The organism is Streptomyces malachitofuscus, assembly GCF_055571035.1.
In genome coordinates this window covers 76,069-94,167 of the sequence record NZ_JBVIGA010000025.1, presented here as the reverse complement: position 1 = coordinate 94,167, position 18,099 = coordinate 76,069, and the positions used below count along the sequence as shown (strand labels likewise).

The 18,099-nt window shown below is 69.2% G+C and carries 10 protein-coding genes; 4 read left to right on the top strand and 6 right to left on the bottom strand.

All coding sequences use genetic code 11. The annotated features are described in order from the left end of the window. Positions 1 to 5 precede the first annotated feature (5 nt). The 3 genes from lepB to ACZ44S_RS30610 all read right to left on the bottom strand — a co-directional run bounded on the left by lepB (position 6) and on the right by ACZ44S_RS30610 (position 9,096). The gene (gene lepB, locus ACZ44S_RS30620; protein ID WP_466934574.1) at positions 6 to 689 is read right to left on the bottom strand and encodes a signal peptidase I; all 684 of its coding nucleotides are present in this window, start codon (positions 687 to 689) and stop codon (positions 6 to 8) included. 284 nt (positions 690 to 973) lie between these two features. Continuing rightward, entirely contained in the window at positions 974 to 1,516 is a 543-nt protein-coding gene (locus ACZ44S_RS30615) for an SMI1/KNR4 family protein (protein WP_466934571.1), read from the bottom strand. Beyond that, positions 1,510 to 9,096 carry a golvesin C-terminal-like domain-containing protein gene (locus tag ACZ44S_RS30610; RefSeq protein ID WP_466934714.1) on the bottom strand — a complete coding sequence of 2,529 codons (7,587 nt, stop codon included), beginning with the start codon at positions 9,094 to 9,096 and terminating at the stop codon, positions 1,510 to 1,512. The genes ACZ44S_RS30615 and ACZ44S_RS30610 overlap by 7 nt, the downstream gene beginning before the upstream one ends. Positions 9,097 to 10,442: 1,346 nt before the next feature. Between ACZ44S_RS30610 and ACZ44S_RS30605 the strand changes: the two genes are divergently transcribed. Beyond that, the gene (locus ACZ44S_RS30605) at positions 10,443 to 10,940 is read left to right on the top strand and encodes an MmpS family transport accessory protein (protein WP_466934569.1); all 498 of its coding nucleotides are present in this window, start codon (positions 10,443 to 10,445) and stop codon (positions 10,938 to 10,940) included. Between the two features lie 31 nt (positions 10,941 to 10,971). Further along, on the top strand, positions 10,972 to 12,588 hold the full coding sequence (locus ACZ44S_RS30600; protein ID WP_466934567.1) for an N-acetylmuramoyl-L-alanine amidase: 1,617 nt from the start codon (positions 10,972 to 10,974) through the stop codon (positions 12,586 to 12,588). 81 nt (positions 12,589 to 12,669) lie between these two features. Here the strand turns inward: ACZ44S_RS30600 and ACZ44S_RS30595 are convergent, their stop codons facing one another. Together ACZ44S_RS30595 and ACZ44S_RS30590 are read right to left on the bottom strand one after the other, a co-directional pair. Beyond that, on the bottom strand, positions 12,670 to 13,092 hold the full coding sequence (locus tag ACZ44S_RS30595) for an SCO4983 family protein (RefSeq protein ID WP_466934565.1): 423 nt from the start codon (positions 13,090 to 13,092) through the stop codon (positions 12,670 to 12,672). A gap of 93 nt (positions 13,093 to 13,185) precedes the next feature. Further along, a complete protein-coding gene (locus ACZ44S_RS30590) occupies positions 13,186 to 14,397 on the bottom strand; it encodes a pyridoxal phosphate-dependent aminotransferase (RefSeq protein ID WP_466934562.1) in 1,212 nt (403 codons plus the stop codon). Between the two features lie 125 nt (positions 14,398 to 14,522). Here ACZ44S_RS30590 and ACZ44S_RS30585 point away from each other — a divergent pair, with 125 nt between their 5' ends. Together ACZ44S_RS30585 and ACZ44S_RS30580 are read left to right on the top strand one after the other, a co-directional pair. Beyond that, positions 14,523 to 15,296: a hypothetical protein gene (locus ACZ44S_RS30585; RefSeq protein ID WP_466934559.1), complete on the top strand. Its 774-nt coding sequence runs from the start codon at positions 14,523 to 14,525 to the stop codon at positions 15,294 to 15,296. Positions 15,297 to 15,506: 210 nt separating this feature from the next. Beyond that, positions 15,507 to 16,439 (top strand): S1 family peptidase, encoded by a 933-nt coding sequence (locus tag ACZ44S_RS30580; protein WP_466934556.1) that lies wholly within the window; start codon positions 15,507 to 15,509, stop codon positions 16,437 to 16,439. 39 nt (positions 16,440 to 16,478) lie between these two features. Here ACZ44S_RS30580 and ACZ44S_RS30575 read toward each other — a convergent pair whose 3' ends face one another. Continuing rightward, positions 16,479 to 18,089, bottom strand: coding sequence for an N-acyl-D-amino-acid deacylase family protein (locus tag ACZ44S_RS30575; RefSeq protein WP_466934553.1), 1,611 nt, complete (start codon positions 18,087 to 18,089; stop codon positions 16,479 to 16,481). Positions 18,090 to 18,099 lie beyond the last annotated feature (10 nt).

Sequence of the window (18,099 nt, the reverse complement as noted above, 5' to 3'; positions counted from 1 at the left end):
GGTTCTCATGGGCGGCCAGTCCATGGCGGCACTGCCGCATCCGCGCTCCGGGAGCGCCGCCCGGTCAGGCACCCCCCGATGCCCAGTCCGACCCCGGTCAGCGCCAGCAGGGCTCCGAAGGCTCCCAGGGCCAGTGGCCACAGTGCCGTGGCCGACTCGGTCCGGACGCGGCCGCGCACGTCGGAGGCCGCGATGCTCCCCGACTGTTCGCTGAGGAACGAGCGCGAGTCATTGGCGACGGCTCGGTGATCCCCGAGGAGGAACAGCCGCCCCTCCGGGACGGTCACGTCGTACGCAGCCCCTGCCGAGGCGAACTTGTCGCGCTTCACATACGGTTCGTCGATCTCCTTGCCGTTCACCGCGACGCGCGTACCGTCGCGGGACTCCACGCGGTCTCCGCCCAGGCCGATCACCCGTTGCAAGGCCGGTGCGCCCCCGTACCGCCCCGGCACCCTGACGAGGACGACGTCGCCGCGGCGTATCTCGTCTTCGCCGACGCGCTCAATGGTCAACTGCTCGCCCGGCGGGTACGTGGGTCGCATCGCATCACCCGCGACGGTGATCCGCTCCCGGTCCAGCACACCGGTGCGCACGATCCCGGCGGCGGCCCCCAGCAACAGCACCAGCCCCAGCGGAACCAGCACCCAGGCGGCCACTCTCAGCCCGCGCCCTGCGCGTCGCGACTGCACGAACGCCCCTCCCTCTCTGTCTTTTCTCCATGGGATACCGCGTGTCCGCTGAATCTCAGCAGGAGATCCGTGATGCGAATGCTGACGAGTTCGACGACCTGAGGGCGTCCTGATCCCAGGAGTTCCGCTGTCGCACGGGCTGAGCGAACGATGGTCTCCTCCGCCCATTCTTCCAGCGCGGGCCGGCACACCGGGTGGATGAATCTGTAACTGGGGTGAACGGGTGTGCCCAGAGGGCTGCGAACGCATCGCAACCCCCTGGGCTCCGGACCTCACCGCTGAGATCAGTCGATGAGGTCGCTCAGGCTCAGCACCTCTGGGGAGTCACCCGGAAAGTCCCCGGGCATGCCGGGCACGTGGAGGGTTCGCCGGTACACGCCGGTCAGAAATTCGACAGCGCCGACGGGGAACTCCGACCAGTCTCCGTTGTCTCCGCGCACGACCACGGGCCATGCGTCCGGGTCCTCGGGACTTGTCCTCCAGTAGAAGGAGTCCCCTGAGTTCGATTCCGCCCAGGAGAGCAGGCCTCCCGGTTGTGGGAAGGGGACGTAGCCCTGGGTGTCGCCCATCTCGTACAGGTCGTGAAGGATCTCGTCCTCCCTGGACTCGGACGCCCAGGAGGCCTCAGCGCCGGGCCGGGGAATGGAGACAGTCAGGAACCCGCCGATGACCAGGACCGGATACGCCTCCGCCAGCGAGCGGAAGTCCGAGGGCAGTGCCGACCCGAGCTCCGTCTCAAGGGCAGCCCAGTTCACGCCGCGCCCCCCGTGAACACGCCATCGCGTCATCGACGGCAGCGCGGCCTCCAGCTCTTCGATCCTCAGCATGTCGTCTGCCAATCCGTGATGTTCTTGACCACAACGTTCTCGAACAGTGGTCCGTCAGCGGTATATGCCGACATGGTGATGCTGTCGGCTATTCCCGTAGTGTGGCTGTAGTTTACCTTCCCGGTGTACATGACCCATTTCTGGGCGGCGAGCTGCTTCTCCATCTTGATCTCGCAACGCCGCATACCGCTCCTGTTCATGCGCTTGAAGCCGGTGAACAGGTTCTCATTGATCCAGTCGCCGCTCATCTTATCGCCCACGATGTGTACGCGGTCGAAGATATTTCCCTTACCCGACCTGGGGGTGTTCTGCTCAGGGTCCGGGAACCCGTACACGTCCACGGAACCCGTGTCCCGGTCGGCGAGCGGGGGTTTGAGGTCGGTCGGGCAGATCAGCGCGGTCGCCCCCTGTGCACGCCCTTCACCGTCCAACGGCATGTACTGGAATCTTGCTTCTTTCGGATCCTGCTCGCAGCGCACCTTGTTGGCGAAGCTTTCCGGGGCGTTCCAATGCCCTTCCACTTCCGTGCCGAGCAGATGGTCGAGCCCCTTGTCGATCGGATTCTCGTAGCCGAAGATCCAGCTTCCGATTTCGATGGCGCTCCCGACGGGATTCCGCTTGGCGGCAACCCGAGTGCCGCCCTTCAGGATTTCCCTGGCCGTGCTGAAGACGTCATCCCACGAAAAATGCCCGTCGATTTCGATGAACGTCGAGGGGTTGCCACCGGCGAACGCGTACCGGTTACCGGTGAAAGGATCGACACCGAGCCCCATGTCGGCGAGGGCACCGTTGTACATGTCCCGGGTGGTGAAGCGGTTCAGGCCCGGGTCGTAGTCGCGGAAGCCCATGTCGTAGGTGCCGGCCTGGGCGTCCCAGCGCTTGGCGTTGTAACGGTAGGGGTTGTAGTCCTCCTTGGTGGGGCTGGTCGCGTCGGGCTTGTCGATGCCGGTGAACTCGGACACGTCGTTGGATCCGTACGCGGTGTAGCCGTAGGTGGCCTTGGTGTTGCCGTTGTCGTCCGTCAGGGTGTCGACGTCGGTGTGGCTGTTGTAGCCGTAGTAGCCGTCCTCCGTCGTGCCGTCGGTGTTGTGCTTGATCTGCGACAGGCGCTCGCCCCAGGGGCTGTACTGGTACGACTTCGTCAGCTCGCCGGCGACCTCCTCGTTCAGTACCTCGCCGGAAATGCCGAGGTACTCGAAGTCGGTGGTCTTGCCGTCCGCAGTCCTCGACGCGGTGCGGTCCAGCGGGTCGAAGGTGTACGTCGTCGACTTCATCGCGCCGGTGTCGTCCATGTTCTGGGACTCCACGACGTGGTCGAAGCCGTCGTACACGCTGCGGGAGATGACCTCGTCCTGCGCCGTCACCGACTGCTGGCGGCCGAACGGATCGTAGTTGTAGCCGGCGGTGATTCCTGATGTCGTCGCGCTCAGGAGACGGTTGCGGTCGTAGTGGTACGTGGTGCTCGTGCCCTTGACCGTCTGGCTGATGACGTTGGCGTTGTCGTCGTGGATGTAGGTTTCCGTGCCGGCGCCGTTGCCCGTCTTGACCGACTTGGTGAGCCGGTTGGCCGGGTCGTAGGAGTAGTCGGTCGTGGAGTCGAGGTGCGCCGTGTGGTTGTCGGCGTTCATCTTCTTCGCGACGTCCTGCGCCTTGTTGCCGTTGGGGTCGTAGGCGTAGGTGTGGGAGGCGACCAGCGTGGTGCCGTCCGCCTTCTTCTCGACCGTCGACTTCAGGGAACCGTCGAGGTAGTAGGTGTTGTCGACGGTGTTGTCGTTGGCCTTGGTCTCCTTGAGCTTCTGGCCGCGGACGGTGTACGTGTACGACGTGACCTTGGGGTCGGTGTCCGTGGCGGACTTGCCGACCGACACCGTTTTGACCAGCTCACGCAGGTCGTAGGTGTACGCGGAGTACTGGCTCGGGTGGGTGACCGTCTCCGGTTGCCCGTTGGCGTCGTACGTGTACGACGTCGCCTTCTTCTCCGTGCCGGAGAGCGACTCCGTGACCTTCCGGACCTGGTTGAGGCCCGTGTAGGCGACGGTGTACGCGTCGACCCGTGCCCCGGACGACGTGTCGTCGATCGACGTCAGATTGCCGTTGACGTCGTAGGCGTAGGCGAAGGTCTTCTTCTCGTCGTCGGTGTCGGCGGAGTTGTCACGGACCAGCTTGACCGCGTCGGCCACCACGATGCCGGTGCCGCTCTGCTCCAGCTTCAGCTCGGTGTCCTCGCCCTGCTCGAGGGTGTAGTCGCCGAGGCCGACCCAGGTGCCGGGAGCGGCCGTCTGGTCCTTGGTGACCGCCGGTTCGGTGGTCGTGCCGTGGGTGAGCGTGTACTTCGCGGCGGTCGCGGCGCCGGTCACCTCCGGGTACTTCACGTACGCGGTGTACGTGCCGTCCTCCGGGATGTTCAGCGTCCACGTGAAGGCGTCCGTGCCCGTTCCGGCGGCGTGGGCGCGGTGGTCGTAGCCCTGCTGGCCGGTGATGTCTCCCTTCGTCCAGGTGCCGGTGGCGGCGGTGTGCTGGGTGTCGGAGTTGTCCACCAGGACCACCGACCTGCCCACCGGGACACCGTCGTCGGAACGGGACTTGAGCTTGCCATCGGGGTAGTACGACCACGTCATCGTGCGGTTGGAGGAACCGCCTGCCGACGTCAACGTCCGGGCCGTCTGCTGGCCCAGGTCGTTGTATGCGTAGGTGGTGGCGATGTCCCACGGGTCCGTGGACGACTTCACCCAGCCGTTGTCGAAGTAGTCGTAGGCCGTGGAGTTGCGGACCGTTTGGCCCTCGGAGGGCGGCAGCGAGGTCTTCGCCACCCGGCCGACCTCGTCGTACACGGTCTCGGTGTAGACGTTCGGGTCGTTGTGGCGGGTGTCCGCCGGGTCATAGGGCTGGTACTGCTTGACGGGCCGGTTGAGCGCGTCGTACTCGGTGCGGGCGGTGAACGCCGTGGTCGTGCCGGCCTCGACGGCCCGCGGGGTGATCACCTTGGTGGTGTTGCCGACCTCGTCGTACTCGTACCGGGTCGTGCGGTAGGTGATCGTCGTGGTACCGCTGTGCGGGACCTTGACCTCGGTGGTCTTGCCGCGCTCGTCGTAGTCGATGAGCGTGGTGTTGTTCTCCGCGTCCGTGGTCGACGTGACCAGCGAGTCCTTGTCGTAGGTCCGGCTGGTGGTGTTGCCCGCCGCGTCCGTTACTGCGGTGACCCGGTGGTTCAGGTCGTAGACGCTCTTGGAGGTGAAGTCGGACGTGTCTGCCGTCGCGTTCTTCTTGGGGTCGATGACCTTGGTGGCGTTGCCGACGTTGTCGTACTCGTAGCTGACCCTGTCGCCGTCCGCGTTGACCACGGAGGTGAGCTGGTAGATCTCGTCGTAGTGGTTCGTCGTGACGTAGTCGGCGGTGTCCGACGTGGTCAGCGTGCCCTTGGGCTCGGTCGTCGTCCTGAGGTTGCCGACCTTGTCGTAGGTGTAGGTGCTCCGTCGCTCGTCGGACGAGGTGGTGTCCTTGGGCGCGGTCGCCGAGGTCAGCTGGTCCGCGTCGTCGTACACCGCCGTGGAGACCGCCCCGTTGGGAGCCGTCTTCTCGGTCACGTTGTCGTTGGCGTCGTACGTCGGCGCGGGCGTCGTGATGAGCTCGCCCCCTGCCTGGTCCTTCGGCACGGTCCTGACCAGCGGGCGGCCGAACGTGTCGTACGTCTGCGTGGTCCTCTTGCCCAGTGCGTCGGTGACCTCGGTGACCTGACCGCGTTCGTCGTAGACGAAGGCCGTCGGCTCACCCAACGCGTCCGTGATCTTCCCCGGGTACCCCGTGGGCCCGAAATCGCTGTTGACCGTCGGGTTCCCGTTGGCGTCGGTCGCCCTGGTCAGCTGCCCGTGGGAGTTGTACTCGTACGTCGTGGTGTAGTCGTCGGCCGTCGCCGTCGCCACGCCCTTGGGGTCGGTGACCTTCGTCAGGTTGCCGAACGTGTCGTAGCCGAACTGCCAGGCGCGGCCCTCGGGCGAGGTCTTGCGCCACAGGTCGGCGGCGTAGCCGTCGGCGCGGGTCTGGTACTCGTACGTCGCCGCGGAGGCCGGCCACTTGGAGCTGTCCGTCACACAGGCGGTCTCCTGGTCGGGCACGCCCGTCTTGTTGTTCTCCGCGTCCCGCGACCAGAGCGGGTAGCCGGTCTTCTGGTCGTAGCAGTACGCGGCCTTGGCGCCGTTGGGCTCCTCGATGTAGGTGACGTTGTTGTCCGCGTCCCACGCCATCTTCACGGTCCGGGACTTGGCGTTGGTGGTCTGGACGGGGCGGCCGTAGTCGTCGGTGACGTACTTCGTCGCGTGGGACTCGGCGTCCGTCACGGTGGTGTCGGTGAACTTGGGGTTCGCGGTGTCCGCCGCGTACGTGTATCCCGTGGTGCCGCCGAGGCGGTCGGTGAGGGTCTTGGTCCACCAGTGGTACTTCGGGTCGTCACCGCTCTGCGGGGCGTGGTACGCCATGCCGGTGCCGTGGCCGCGCGGGTCGGTGACGGTGACCAGCTTGACGTTCTTGTTGCCCTGGGTGGCGTCGTAGGTGAAGGCGAACACCTTCGGCTGGGCCGAACCCGCGCCGTCGGTCAGCTTCGTCAGCAGCGCCTTGTCCGAGTACTCGAAGGTCAGCTTGCGGCCCGAGATGTCGGTCATCGACCGGACGTGGTCCACGACCTTCGGGAAGGGCGCGTCGGCCTTGTCGAAGTAGTCGACGGTCAGCGACTTCCGGCCGGCCGGGTCGGTGATGTACCGGAGGAACTTGGTCGGCTTGTTGTTGGACTTGCGTTCCTCGTACGTGTACGTCTGCGTGTTGCCGTTCTTGTCGACCGTCGACGTCAGATAGCCGTCGCAGCCGAAGAGGAAGCGCGTGCCGTCCGGGCGCAGCAGGGTCCAGGCGTCCGGGACCGGGTCCTTGGTGGGCTTGCAGTCCAGGTCCGGCTTCATCGACAGCCGGTAGTGGACGCCCGCCGGGGCCTTCCAGCTGCCGTCGGCCTCCTTGCGGAAGACGTGCGTGGTGCCGTCACCGTCCGGGAGGCGGACCTCGGTCGGGTTCGGGTTGGGGTGGAAGTCCAGCGGCGCGCCCAGGCGGATGGGGCCCGCCAGCTGCGCCGACCAGCCCGCGCCCGAGACCGTGTCACTCGTGTCGAGCGAGTTGTAGGAGAAGCGCGCGAACGTGGTCAGGCCGCGTCCGGGGTTGGTGAACGCGTTGTACGACCAGACGCTGTTGCCGGAGGCCAGGTTGTTCATCACCGTGGAGCCGGCGCCGGTGTTCTTGCCGGTGTAGGAGTAGAACTTCTCCAGACCGAGCTGGTTGGACGTGGGGTCCTCGACCGCCACGCTCTGCTTCAGCGACGGGATGCCGTTGGTGCCGGAGGACAGCCAGCTGCCGTCGGCGATCGTGCGGACGTCCCAGCCGAGCACGTACTCGCCGCGCTTGTTGCCCGAGTCGGAGTTGACCGGGGTGGAGACCTTCGCCTGGATGGTGGCCGACTTGCCCGGCAGCAGCGCCGGGATCGGGGTGGCGAGCTGGTTGCCGCCGTTGGTGACGTCCGTGCCGTCGGGGAGCTTCCAGGTGTACGACAGCTCCCGCTCGCCGGCCGCCCACTGCGACGAGGTGGTGTTGGTGACCGTGAAGTCCACCGTGTACGTCGTGTTCGGGGTCATCCGGGACGGTGTCTGCGGGGCGTAGTACGTGTCCTCCGTGGTGGAGTCGACGTAGATGACCTGCATGTACGGGCGCAGCTGGGGGTCGGCGGCCTCGGCGGACAGGAACAGGGTGCGCTCCTGCGGGCCGGTGGCGGACTCGTCCTTCAGCTTGACCGCGACGCCCTTGTTGCCGGACGGGTTGTCGATCCAGCCCTGCATCAGGCTCGTGGCGTCCCACCAGTGCCGGCCGACCTCCGACATGTTCGCCACGGTGTCGGACACGGCGGCGGACATGTCACCGCCCGCGCTGGTCCACGCGGTGGTGGACGTGGCGTTGTTCCACGTGGCCTGGGTCTCGGAGAAGTCCCGGGTCAGGGCGTGGAGCTCGTAGATGGCCCCGTCGGTGTCGGTGGTGGTCTCCGCACCCCACATGTACATCCGGTTGTTGATCACCGTGGCGGTGGAGGGGATGTCGTCGGTGGGGAACTTCAGCACCGTGCGGGTCTTGCCGTAGGTGCCGGAGTTGTTGCCGACGCTCAGCCACTTCTGGTCGACGTCCCAGGACCGGATGGTGTCCTGGTTGGTGGACGGCTGCGCGGAGGACAGGGTGGTGTCGGTGACGCCGCCCTGGCTGCCCTGGATGATCTTCATCGTCCGGCCGGCCTTGGGGATGCCGACGACGCGGGTCGGGGACCCGAGCAGTTCCCCGCTCTTGGTCCTGACCGCGATCTGGTAGTAGTACGACTTGCCGATCTCGTTGGCGGCCGAGTCGGGGGTCGGCACCGCGGTGGTGTCCGTGTACGCCGTGGCCGACGCATCGATCGGCGCGATCAGCGTGGCCGCCGACGGCGTGAACGCCTGCTGCGTCGAGCGGTGCAGCTGGTACTCCACGATGTCGAGACCGGCGTCACCACTGGTGTTGGAGTACGCCTTCCACGACAGCTCCGGGCCCGTGGAGTGCACCACGGTCGGCGAGTTCAGCGACGTGCCCACCTTGCCGTAGGTCACCGTCAGCCGGGGGATGCTCGAGGTCTCGCCGCCGTAGTCGCCGTCACCGGCCTCGTAGCGGGGGCCGCCCAGCGGGCCCGTGGAGGACTCGTCCTTCGCCGTCAGCACGAAGCCGTGGTTGGCGGCGGTGCCGCTCACCCACTTCTGCACCGTGTCGGCGACCGGGAACTCGTGCCACTGGTTGTACTCGCCCTTGTTCTTCACGATCTGGGCCGGGTTCACCAGACGCACGGCGTCCGCGAGCACCGCGGTCGACGTCGACGCCGGTCCGTCACCGAGGACGATCTTGCCGGTCGTGCCCTTGGCGAACGGCAGCTGCCCGCCGCCGTTCAGCGACTTCCAGACGCCGTTGGTGCCGGCCGACTGGTCGACGGTGAAGGTCTCGGTGCCGTCCCGGTGGGTCACCGTGTACGGGGCGTTCGTCGCCCGGTCGGTGGCCGCGACGTAGTGCACGTCGACGCGGTAGGTGGCGGTGTCGGTGATCCTGGGCTGCCAGGTGTACTTGTCCCCGGCGACCGCGTCCTTGTTGTAGTGGTAGTCCTCGCCGATCGCGTACTGCGTCAGCGTGGAGCCGGATGCCGGCCAGGAGCCCGTCGCGGCCGTGGTGCCCGCGTCGCCGTCGTCCACCTGGACGCTGGTGCCGGACAGCTCGCCGACCAGGCCGGACGTGGTGGACCAGGTGGCCGTCGACTCGTCCCACGCGCCGGTCGCCCGGTGCGCCTCGATGGTGACGTCGTTGCCGTTCGTGGTGTGCGACTGGTCGAAGTAGACGCCCAGCCGGGCGCCGTCGACCTTCACCCCGTCCGGGATCTCGTCCAGCGGGAACTTCAGCAGCGAACGGGAGTTGGCCGTCGAGGACGTCTTGCCCACCGACAGCTTCCACGAGGAGTTGAAGTTCACGCCCGGCTGGTCGGACAGGACCATGGTGTCCTGCGAACCGGACGGCGACGGCGCGATGGTGATCGTCGGGTCGATGACGACCGGGTACTGCCGCTCCTTCGCAGCCAGCCACTTCGTGTCCGGCGTGACGGTCAGCTTCCAGCCGTCATCCGCACGCCGGAGCTTCTGCGTGACGGCGGCGCTGTAGTCGTACCCGTACGGCGACGACGCCGACTTCCTCGCGTCCGTCATGTACGGGGCCGGTATCACCAGCACCGGCGTGTTCGGCAGTTCGCCGAAGAACGCGATGGAGCCGTCCTTGCGCGCCTTCGGCGTCAGGCCCTCCGTGGCCAGCGTGAAGGTGTAGGACACCGGACCGTCCGGCCGCTCGGCCAGGGTGATGTTCTCCTTCACCCGGCCCGGACCGACCACGTAGGACAGATCGGCGCCGCCGACCGCGTCCTTGTAGGTGACCGTGGAGCCCTCGGCCGCCGGCTTCAGCGAGCCGCGCGCCCCCTCGAGGCCGAGGGTGACCGACCGGCCCCCGTCACCGGCCTCGAAGCGCAACAGCCGGTCCGGGTCGGACCCGAACCAGCTGCGGCCGGTGTTGGTCGTGTTGGCGAAGTCGAAGCCCTTTTCCTTCGTCCCCGCCACCCGGGTGTCGATCGTCTTCCAGGACTTGGCCTTCGGATCCTCGTACGAGGTCGGGGTGGCCGTCAGCTCCGCCTCGACCCGGCCGTCGGACAGCTGCCAGAAGCGGGCCGACGGCGTCCGGCGCGAGGTCAGTTCCTTGACCCGCTTCGCCTTCGGAGCGTTCGTCCCCTTGGCCAGTTTCTGCCGGTCGGCCACTCCCCGATCACCGTACGACGGCGGCTCGGGCTTTTCGTTCTCGTCGTCCCCGAACCAGCCGGAGACAGTATCGAAAAACCCCTTGTCATCGCCCTTTTCGGGCTCCGATGGCGGGGCCGCATAAGCGACCTGCGGCAATAGCGCGCCCGCTGTCGCCGCGACCACCAGACAGGAGAGATATCTCCTGTACGGCACCTTCACGCGTCTACCTTTCGATATCGGCGTCCCCTCCCGCCGAACGCGAAACGGGCGCGCCGAACGAGCCGTCGCGGAGAGTTCCGCACGGCTTGGTGCATGGCTGTGCAGCACCACGCGAGCAGGTGAAACACCGGTCGCGGGGCGCGGCGGCGGGATTATTGACCAACTCGCTGACGACAAGTCAAGTGATGGGACAATCGGGGCATTTGATGGGCGCAAGCGCTGCTGATTCGACCCTTTATGTCCGCTCGCTCGCGTGGCGCACTCCGCGTGGTGTATAACCGCCCGGTTCAACTTCAGTTGCATGCCGCATTGATCCGGACCAGGAAAGCTGAGCCCCGTTCATGTCAGCCAATGAACTCGCGGAAAACAAAGAGAACGGCACAGAGAACGGCGCACAAAGCGATGCCGGGAACGGCGAAGGTGCGGACGCGAGCAGCGGCGGCCGGGCCGGTGTGGTGATCGCCGCCGTCCTGCTGCTCGCCTGCGCCGGACTCGTCGGCTACGGACTGCTCGACAGCGAGGACGAGCCGAAGCCGTCCACCACGCCGACCGCCGCCGTGACCTACGAGGTCACCGGGGACGGCCCGGTCGAGATCTCCTACCTGGGCCGGGACGAGAACGGTGAGGCCACCGTCGTCCGGGACGCCGAACTGCCCTGGAAGCGCACCGTCCGGGTGCCGCTCGGTGAGGCGCCGACCGTGACCGTCGTGCTCGGTGAGAAGGGCGGACAGGCGGGCTGCACGCTCGCGATCCGCGGCAAGCACGTCCAGCGGGCCACCGCCATGGGCGAGTTCGGGCGTGCCACCTGCGCGGGCGAGCTGCCCGCCGACGGCAACTGATCACGACGTACACACTTCACGAGGGGTGGGCATGAGCCCGAGGGGAATCCGCGCACGGCGTTCGAAGGCGTCGAAGCGCACGATCTGGCTGGCGGCCGGGGTCGTCGTCCTGGCAGGTACCGGGGTGACGGCGGTGTCGGTGACCGGCGGCTCCGGGGGGAGCGGCGGCGACGACACGTCCCGTCCCGCGCAGGCGCACACGCTGGCGCTGGACGGCAAGGACCCGAAGAAGCGCGAACTGCCGCGCACGGACACGCAGTTGTTCTCCCTCGTCGGCGTCTCCTGGGAGGACAGCGCCGACGACTTCGAGGGCACCGCGCAGATCCGCACCCGCAGCGCGGAGAGCGGCACCTGGACGGACTGGCGCGACCTCGACTTCGGCATCCGGGCGCCGGAGACGGAGGAAGGGGACGCCTCACGGGTCCGGGGTGCGTCCGAGCCGCTGTGGGTGGGGCCGTCGGACGCGGTCGAGGCCCGGGTGGTGGCCGGCGGCAAGGAGACCGCCGTGCCGGACGCGCTGCGGCTCGACATGATCGACCCGGGTGACAAGGGCGGCAAGGGGCAGGGCAAGGGCGGCAACGGCAAGGGAAACGGCCAGGACAAGCCCTCCGCCGAGCCCGGCACCGGCGAGAGCGCCACCGCCACCGTCAGTGCCACGCCCTCCGGCGAGGACGCCGAGCCGACCACAGGGGCCGAGGAGCCGGCCGAGCCGACCCGGGAACCCACGGACGCCCCGGCCACCGAGCAGCCGACCCCCTCCGAGGAGGCACCGGCCCCTTCCGAGGAGCCGACGGCCGAACCCAGTGCGCCCGCACCGAGCGAGGAGCCGACCGCCGAGCCGAGCGGCCCGAGCGAGGAACCCACGGCCCCCGCGCCCTCGGCCGAACCGACGCAGGAGCCGACGGAGGACCCCGCCACCCCGGCGCCGAGCGAGGAGCCGACCATGGACCCCACTCCGGCCCCGACCACCGAGCCCACGACGGAGTCGAGCGCCCAGCCGGAGCCGAGCGGGTCCCCATCGTCCACGTCACCGGCCGCCCCCGCCGCCCCGGCGATCGTCAGCCGCGCGGACTGGGGCGCGGACGAGTCGCTCGTCGCCGACCCGCCCTCCTACCTGGACAAGGTCGACGCGGTCTTCGTGCACCACACGGCGGGCACCAACGCCTACGACTGCGCCGACTCGCCGGCCATCATCCGGGGCATCCTCACGTACCACGTGGAGACCAACGGCTGGAACGACATCGGCTACAACTTCTTCGTCGACAAGTGCGGCACGGTCTTCGAGGGCCGGGCGGGCGGCGCCGACAAGCCGGTCCGCGGTGCCCACACCTACGGCTTCAACGGCTACTCGGCCGGTGTCTCGCTCCTCGGCGACTACGAGAACGGCGGCACGCCGACCGCCGCGGCCAAGCGGGCCATCGCCGACCTCTCGGCCTGGAAACTCGGCCTGCACGACGTCGACCCGGAGGCGAAGGTGACGCTGACCGCCGCCGGCGACACCGGGGTCTACGACACCGGCGAGCAGGCCACGCTGAACACCGTCTCCGGCCACCGCGACGGCTACGCCACGCTGTGCCCGGGCGCCGCGCTCTACTCCGCGCTCCCGGAGATCCGCCGTACGGCGGGCGAATCGGCGTACGCGGGCTGATCAGGGGGTGACATGGCGCCCGGTCCGCGCGTCGCTGCGGGTGCGCGCGGACCGGGGCCGTCGGGGGGAGCCCGGAAGGGCTCAGTGAGACGCGAGGGCGCGCGGCTCCAGGGCCGAGGCGTGGGCGTCCATCTGTTCGGCGGCGAGGATCGCCGCCGCCGTGTCGGCGCGCGATGCGGCGACGACCAGGGCGCGGCCCGCGAGGGCGTGGGCGCGCCGGTGCAGGGCAGCCGCGTTCGACTCGCGGCCCGTCGTGGCCGCCGGTGCGCGGGTCGGCGTACGTCCTCCCCGCAGGCGGGCGACCTGCTCGGTGAGCCGTTCGGCCGCGGTGTCCAGTGCGGCCGAGGGTGCCGTGGCGCGCAGTTCGTCGGTGACGGCGAGCAGCGCGGCGAGATGGCCCGCGAGCTGGATGTCCAGCTCTTCCTCGCGGGAACGGTGGGGGAAGTCGTGGGGGGTGCCGGCCATCGTGCTGTGGACCGACTTGGCGCGTATCGGCTCGTACATGGATGGCCTCCTGGGTGCTGGCAGGAAGCCATCCTAGCTTAGATTTCGTCTAAAGTTGAGTCGTCCACAAGATCGGACGGTTGTCATCGGTTGTCAGGGCTGGCCGTAACCGTCCAGGAAGCGGCCGATCCGGCCCATCGCGTCCCGCAGGTCGGTGACCGACGGCAGGGTGACGACCCGGAAGTGGTCCTGCTCCGGCCAGTTGAAGCCGGTGCCCTGGACGACCATGATCTTCTCGCGGCGCAGCAGGTCCAGGACCATCCGCCGGTCGTCCTTGATCTTGAAGACATCGGGGTCGAGGCGAGGGAAGAGATACAGCGCGCCCTTGGGTTTGACGCAGCTCACACCCGGGATCTGGGTCAGCAGCTCGTACGCCACGTCCCGCTGCTCGCGCAGCCGTCCGCCGGGCAGGACGAGGTCGTTGATCGTCTGGCGCCCGCTGAGCGCGGCGACCACGCCGTGCTGGCCCGGCATGTTCGCGCACAGGCGCATGTTCGCCAGGACCGTCAGGCCCTCGATGTAGGAGTCGGCGTGGGCGCGCGGACCCGAGATCGACATCCAGCCCACCCGGTAGCCGGCCACCCGGTACGCCTTCGACATGCCGTTGAAGGTGAGAGTGAGGAGGTCCGGGGCGACCGAGGCGGTCGGGATGTGCTCGGCGTCGTCGTAGAGGATCTTGTCGTAGATCTCGTCCGAGCACACCAGCAGGTTGTGGCGGCGGGCGATGTCGGTGAGGCCCTTGATGACCGCCTCGTCGTAGACCGCGCCGGTCGGGTTGTTCGGGTTGATGATGACGATCGCCTTGGTGCGGTCGGTGACCTTGCGCTCCACGTCGGCGAGGTCCGGCATCCAGTCCGACTGCTCGTCGCAGCGGTAGTGCACCGCCGTGCCGCCGGAGAGCGAGACGGCCGCCGTCCACAGCGGGTAGTCGGGCGCCGGGACGAGCACCTCGTCGCCGTCGTCCAGCAGGCCCTGCATCGCCATCACGATGAGCTCGGAGACGCCGTTGCCGATGAAGACGTGCTCGACGTCGGTCTCGATGCCGAGGGTCTGGTTGTGCATGACCACGGCCCGGCGCGCGGCCAGCAGGCCCTTGGCGTCGCCGTAGCCGTGCGCCGTCGACACGTTGCGGAGGATGTCCTCCAGGATCTCGGGCGGGCACTCGAAGCCGAACGCGGCCGGGTTGCCGGTGTTCAGCTTGAGGATGCGGTGACCGGCAGCTTCCAGCCGCATCGCCTCCTCGAGCACCGGGCCCCGGATCTCGTAACAGACGTTGGCGAGCTTGGTCGACTGGATCACCTGCATGCTGGGAGCTTACGGCCCGGTATGGCCCCGCGGGCCGTGTTTTCCGCCACGTGAGACGCATCGGTTCGGGTGCTTTTGTCCGCTCGCTGTCCTGGAGGGCGTCAACCTCCCTACAATGCGCCGCCATGTCCAGCCCATCCCCGTACGCCGACGGGGGGAACGACGCGTCGGATCCCCGGACTCCCCCGAACGTGTACCTTCCGCAGAGCACCCCGCCCCCGGCGTACGACGCCTACCCCGACCCGGCGGCCGCCCACGGCTGGCAGAACGCCTACGACGAGACGCGCGAGCTGCCGCCCGTCGCGGCGGGCGAACCGGACGCCGCGGGTGGTGGCGCGGTGGCCTCCGCGGGCGACGGCTCGGCTCACCCGGGCGAGGACGCGGCGGGCGCGGCTCGGAACCGGGAGCCGGGGGCCGGTCACTCACGTGCCGGGTCCGGGCGGCGAGGCCGCCGCAGGGCCGCCGCGCCTGCGCGCACGCGTCGCGCGATGGTGGCCGGGGCCGGGGCGGGTGTCGTGTCGGTGGCCGCCCTGATCGCCGCGTTCGCCTTCTCGGGCTCGCCGTCCGGTGGTGAGGAGAAGGCCGACCGGGAGGGGGTGACCACCGGGCGGTCCGAGGATCCGTCCGCGGCGGCGGACACATCCCCGCCGGCCGGGGACCCGGAGGCTACCGGCGGCCCGTCGGCCGGCTCCGCCTCCCCGGGCGCGAGCGGCTCCGGCGGCGACCGGAAGGACGGCACCGGGGAGGGCGACGAGTCGGCGTCCGCACCTGCCTCCATCACCTCCACACCGACCCTCCCCACGGCGCCCCCCACCGCCTCCACCGGCCCGGGCGACCCTGGTCCGGGCAACTCCGGCGACCGGCCGGGCCGGGGGCAGGGCCCGAAGCGGCCCGGCTAGCGACGGGTGCCAGGACCGGGGTCCGGGGTCGTCGGACCGGCTGTCGGTCACGCATGTCCGGCCCCGTGAGGGGTCCGTCCCGCGGTGAAGTTACCGGCTGGAAACAAGGCCTTGCCCCGCCGGCTTGCGCATGCTGACAATGCACATGACAACTTTGTGGGCGGCCGGAGGATGCCCTCCGGCCGCCCGACGCCGCAAGAGGGGACCCCCATGAGAAAACCTCTCGTCGTCGCGCTGTGCGCCCTGGCCTTCGCCGGGGCGGGCGCGACCCCCGCGGTCGCCGCCGCGCCAACCCCCACGGGCGCGGACACGACCACGGACGCGGTCCCGACCACGTTGACGGATCTCCTCAACGACACGGTCGGGACCGCGGCGGACACCCTGTCCGGACTCACCGCGCCGAAGACCGGCGCGGTGAACTTCGCGGGCACCGTCTCGCTCAGCAACTGCTCCGGCTCCGTCGTCCGCATGCCCGACTCGGCGGCCGACGACCCGGCCCTCGTGCTCACCAACGGCCACTGCCTGGAGAGCGGATTCCCCGCGCCCGGACAGGTCCTCGTCGACCGCGCGTCCAGCCGCAGCTTCGGCCTGCTGAACTCTTCCGGTTCCAAGGTCGCCACCCTGCGCGCCGACCGGCTCGTGTACGCGACCATGACCGACACGGACGCCGCGATCTACCGGCTCGGCACGACGTACGCGCAGATCAAGAGCGCGTACGGCATCGACCCGCTGACCCTGGGCGACACCCGCCCGGCGGCCGGCACGGCCATCAGCGTGGTCTCCGGCTACTGGAAGCGGATCTACACCTGCTCCGTCGACGGGTTCGCGTACCGCATGAAGGAGGGCGACTGGACCTGGAAGGACTCGGTCCGTTACACCTCCGCCTGCAACACCATCGGCGGCACGTCCGGCTCGCCGGTCGTCGACGACGCCACCGGGCAGGTGGTCGCCGTCAACAACACCGGCAACGAGGACGGCGAGCGCTGCACGGTCAACAACCCGTGCGAGATCGACGAGAACGGACAGGTCACGGTCCGCCGGGGCATCAACTACGCCCAGCAGACCCACGCGTTCCCCGCCTGCTTCGGTGCGGACAACCGGCTCGACCTGAGCGCGAGCGGCTGCTCGCTGCCCAAGCCATGACACACCGCAACAAGCCGTAACCGGCGGGAGGGCGGGCGGTCAGCGGGGAGTCCTGCGGACCGCCCGTCCCGCCAGGACGTCCGTGCGCCGCCCGTCCTCGATGACGAACCGCCCGTCGACCATCACATACGGGATGCCCGTGGGCAGCGTCCGGGGCTCCGCGAAGCTCGACCCCGCGGCCACCGTCCGCGGGTCGAAGAGCACCAGGTCCGCCCGGTAGCGCTCGCGGACCAGCCCCCGGTCCGGCAGCCCCAGCCGCGCGGCCGGCCGCGCGGTCAGATGCGCGACACACTCCTCCAGTGACAGCACCCCCAACTCCCGCACGTAGTGCCCGAGATAGTGGGGGAAGGTCCCGTACGCGCGCGGGTGCGGCTTCGCGCCCTGCAGGATGCCGTCGGAACCGCCGGTGTGCACCCGGTGCCGCATGATCGCCTGGACGTTCTCCTCGTGGCCCACGTGCTGGAGGATGGTCGGGGCGAGCTTGTCCTTCAGCAGCAGCTCCCGCGCGACGGCCCAGGGCGACTCGCCGCGCTCGCGCGCGGATTCGAGGACCGTACGGCCCACGTACTCGCCCAGCGCCGGATCGCCGACGCCGGAGATCTCGATGGTCTCCCACTCCACGGGCACGCCGTGGCAGCCGTCCGAACCGGTGACCTCCAGATGGTGCCGGATCCGCTCGGCCGTCCCCTCGTCCGCCAGCCGCCTGAGTATCTCCTCCGGGCCGCCCTCGCTCGCCCAGCTCGGCAGCAGCGCCACGAGGGTGGTGCAGCCCGGGGTGTAGGGGTAGGTGTCGAGCGTGATGTCGGCCCCGGCGTCCAGCGCCTCGTCCAGCAGGGCCAGCAGCTCGGGCGCCCGGCCCTTGTTCACGCCGAAGTTCATCGTGGCGTGCGCGAGATGCAGCGGGCAGCCCGCCTCCCGGGTCAGCGCCACCATCTCCTCGTACGCCTGCAGCGCGCCGGCGCCGTAGGAGCGGTGGTGCGGGCAGTAGTAGCCGCCGTACGACGCCACCACCCGGCACAGCTCGGTCAGTTCGGCGTCCTTGGCGTACATGCCGGGCGTGTACGTCAGCCCGGACGACATCCCGACCGCGCCCTGCTCCATGCCCTCTGCGACCAGTTGCCGCATCCGCTCCAGCTCGTCGGGCGTGGCCTCGCGGTCCTCCCAGCCGACGGCGAGCGCGCGGACCGTGCCCTGCGGGATCAGATATGCGGCGTTGACCGCGATGCCCCTGTCGAGCCGGTCCAGGTACTCGCCCACCGACCGCCAGTCGAAGTCGATGTCGTCGCCCGGGCCGTTCCACCCGGCGATCGCCCGGCGCACCTCGCCGAGCGTGCGGTCGTCGACCGGCGCGTACGACAGCCCGTCCTGGCCGAGCACTTCGAGGGTGACGCCCTGTGCCGCCTTGGCGCTGTGGTCGGGGTCGCGCAGCAGCGCCAGATCGCTGTGGGCGTGCATGTCGATGAAGCCGGGGGCCAGGACCAGCCCTTCGGCGTCCAGTTCACGGCGGGCCTTCGGGCGCTGACAGCCCGCGTCCGCCGCCTCCTTCACGATGGAGACGATGCGGCCGCCGTCCACGACGACGTCCGCGCGGTACGCATGGTCGCCGGAGCCGTCCACGACGTCCGCGTCCCGGATGACGAGCTCTTCCATTGCCGGCCTC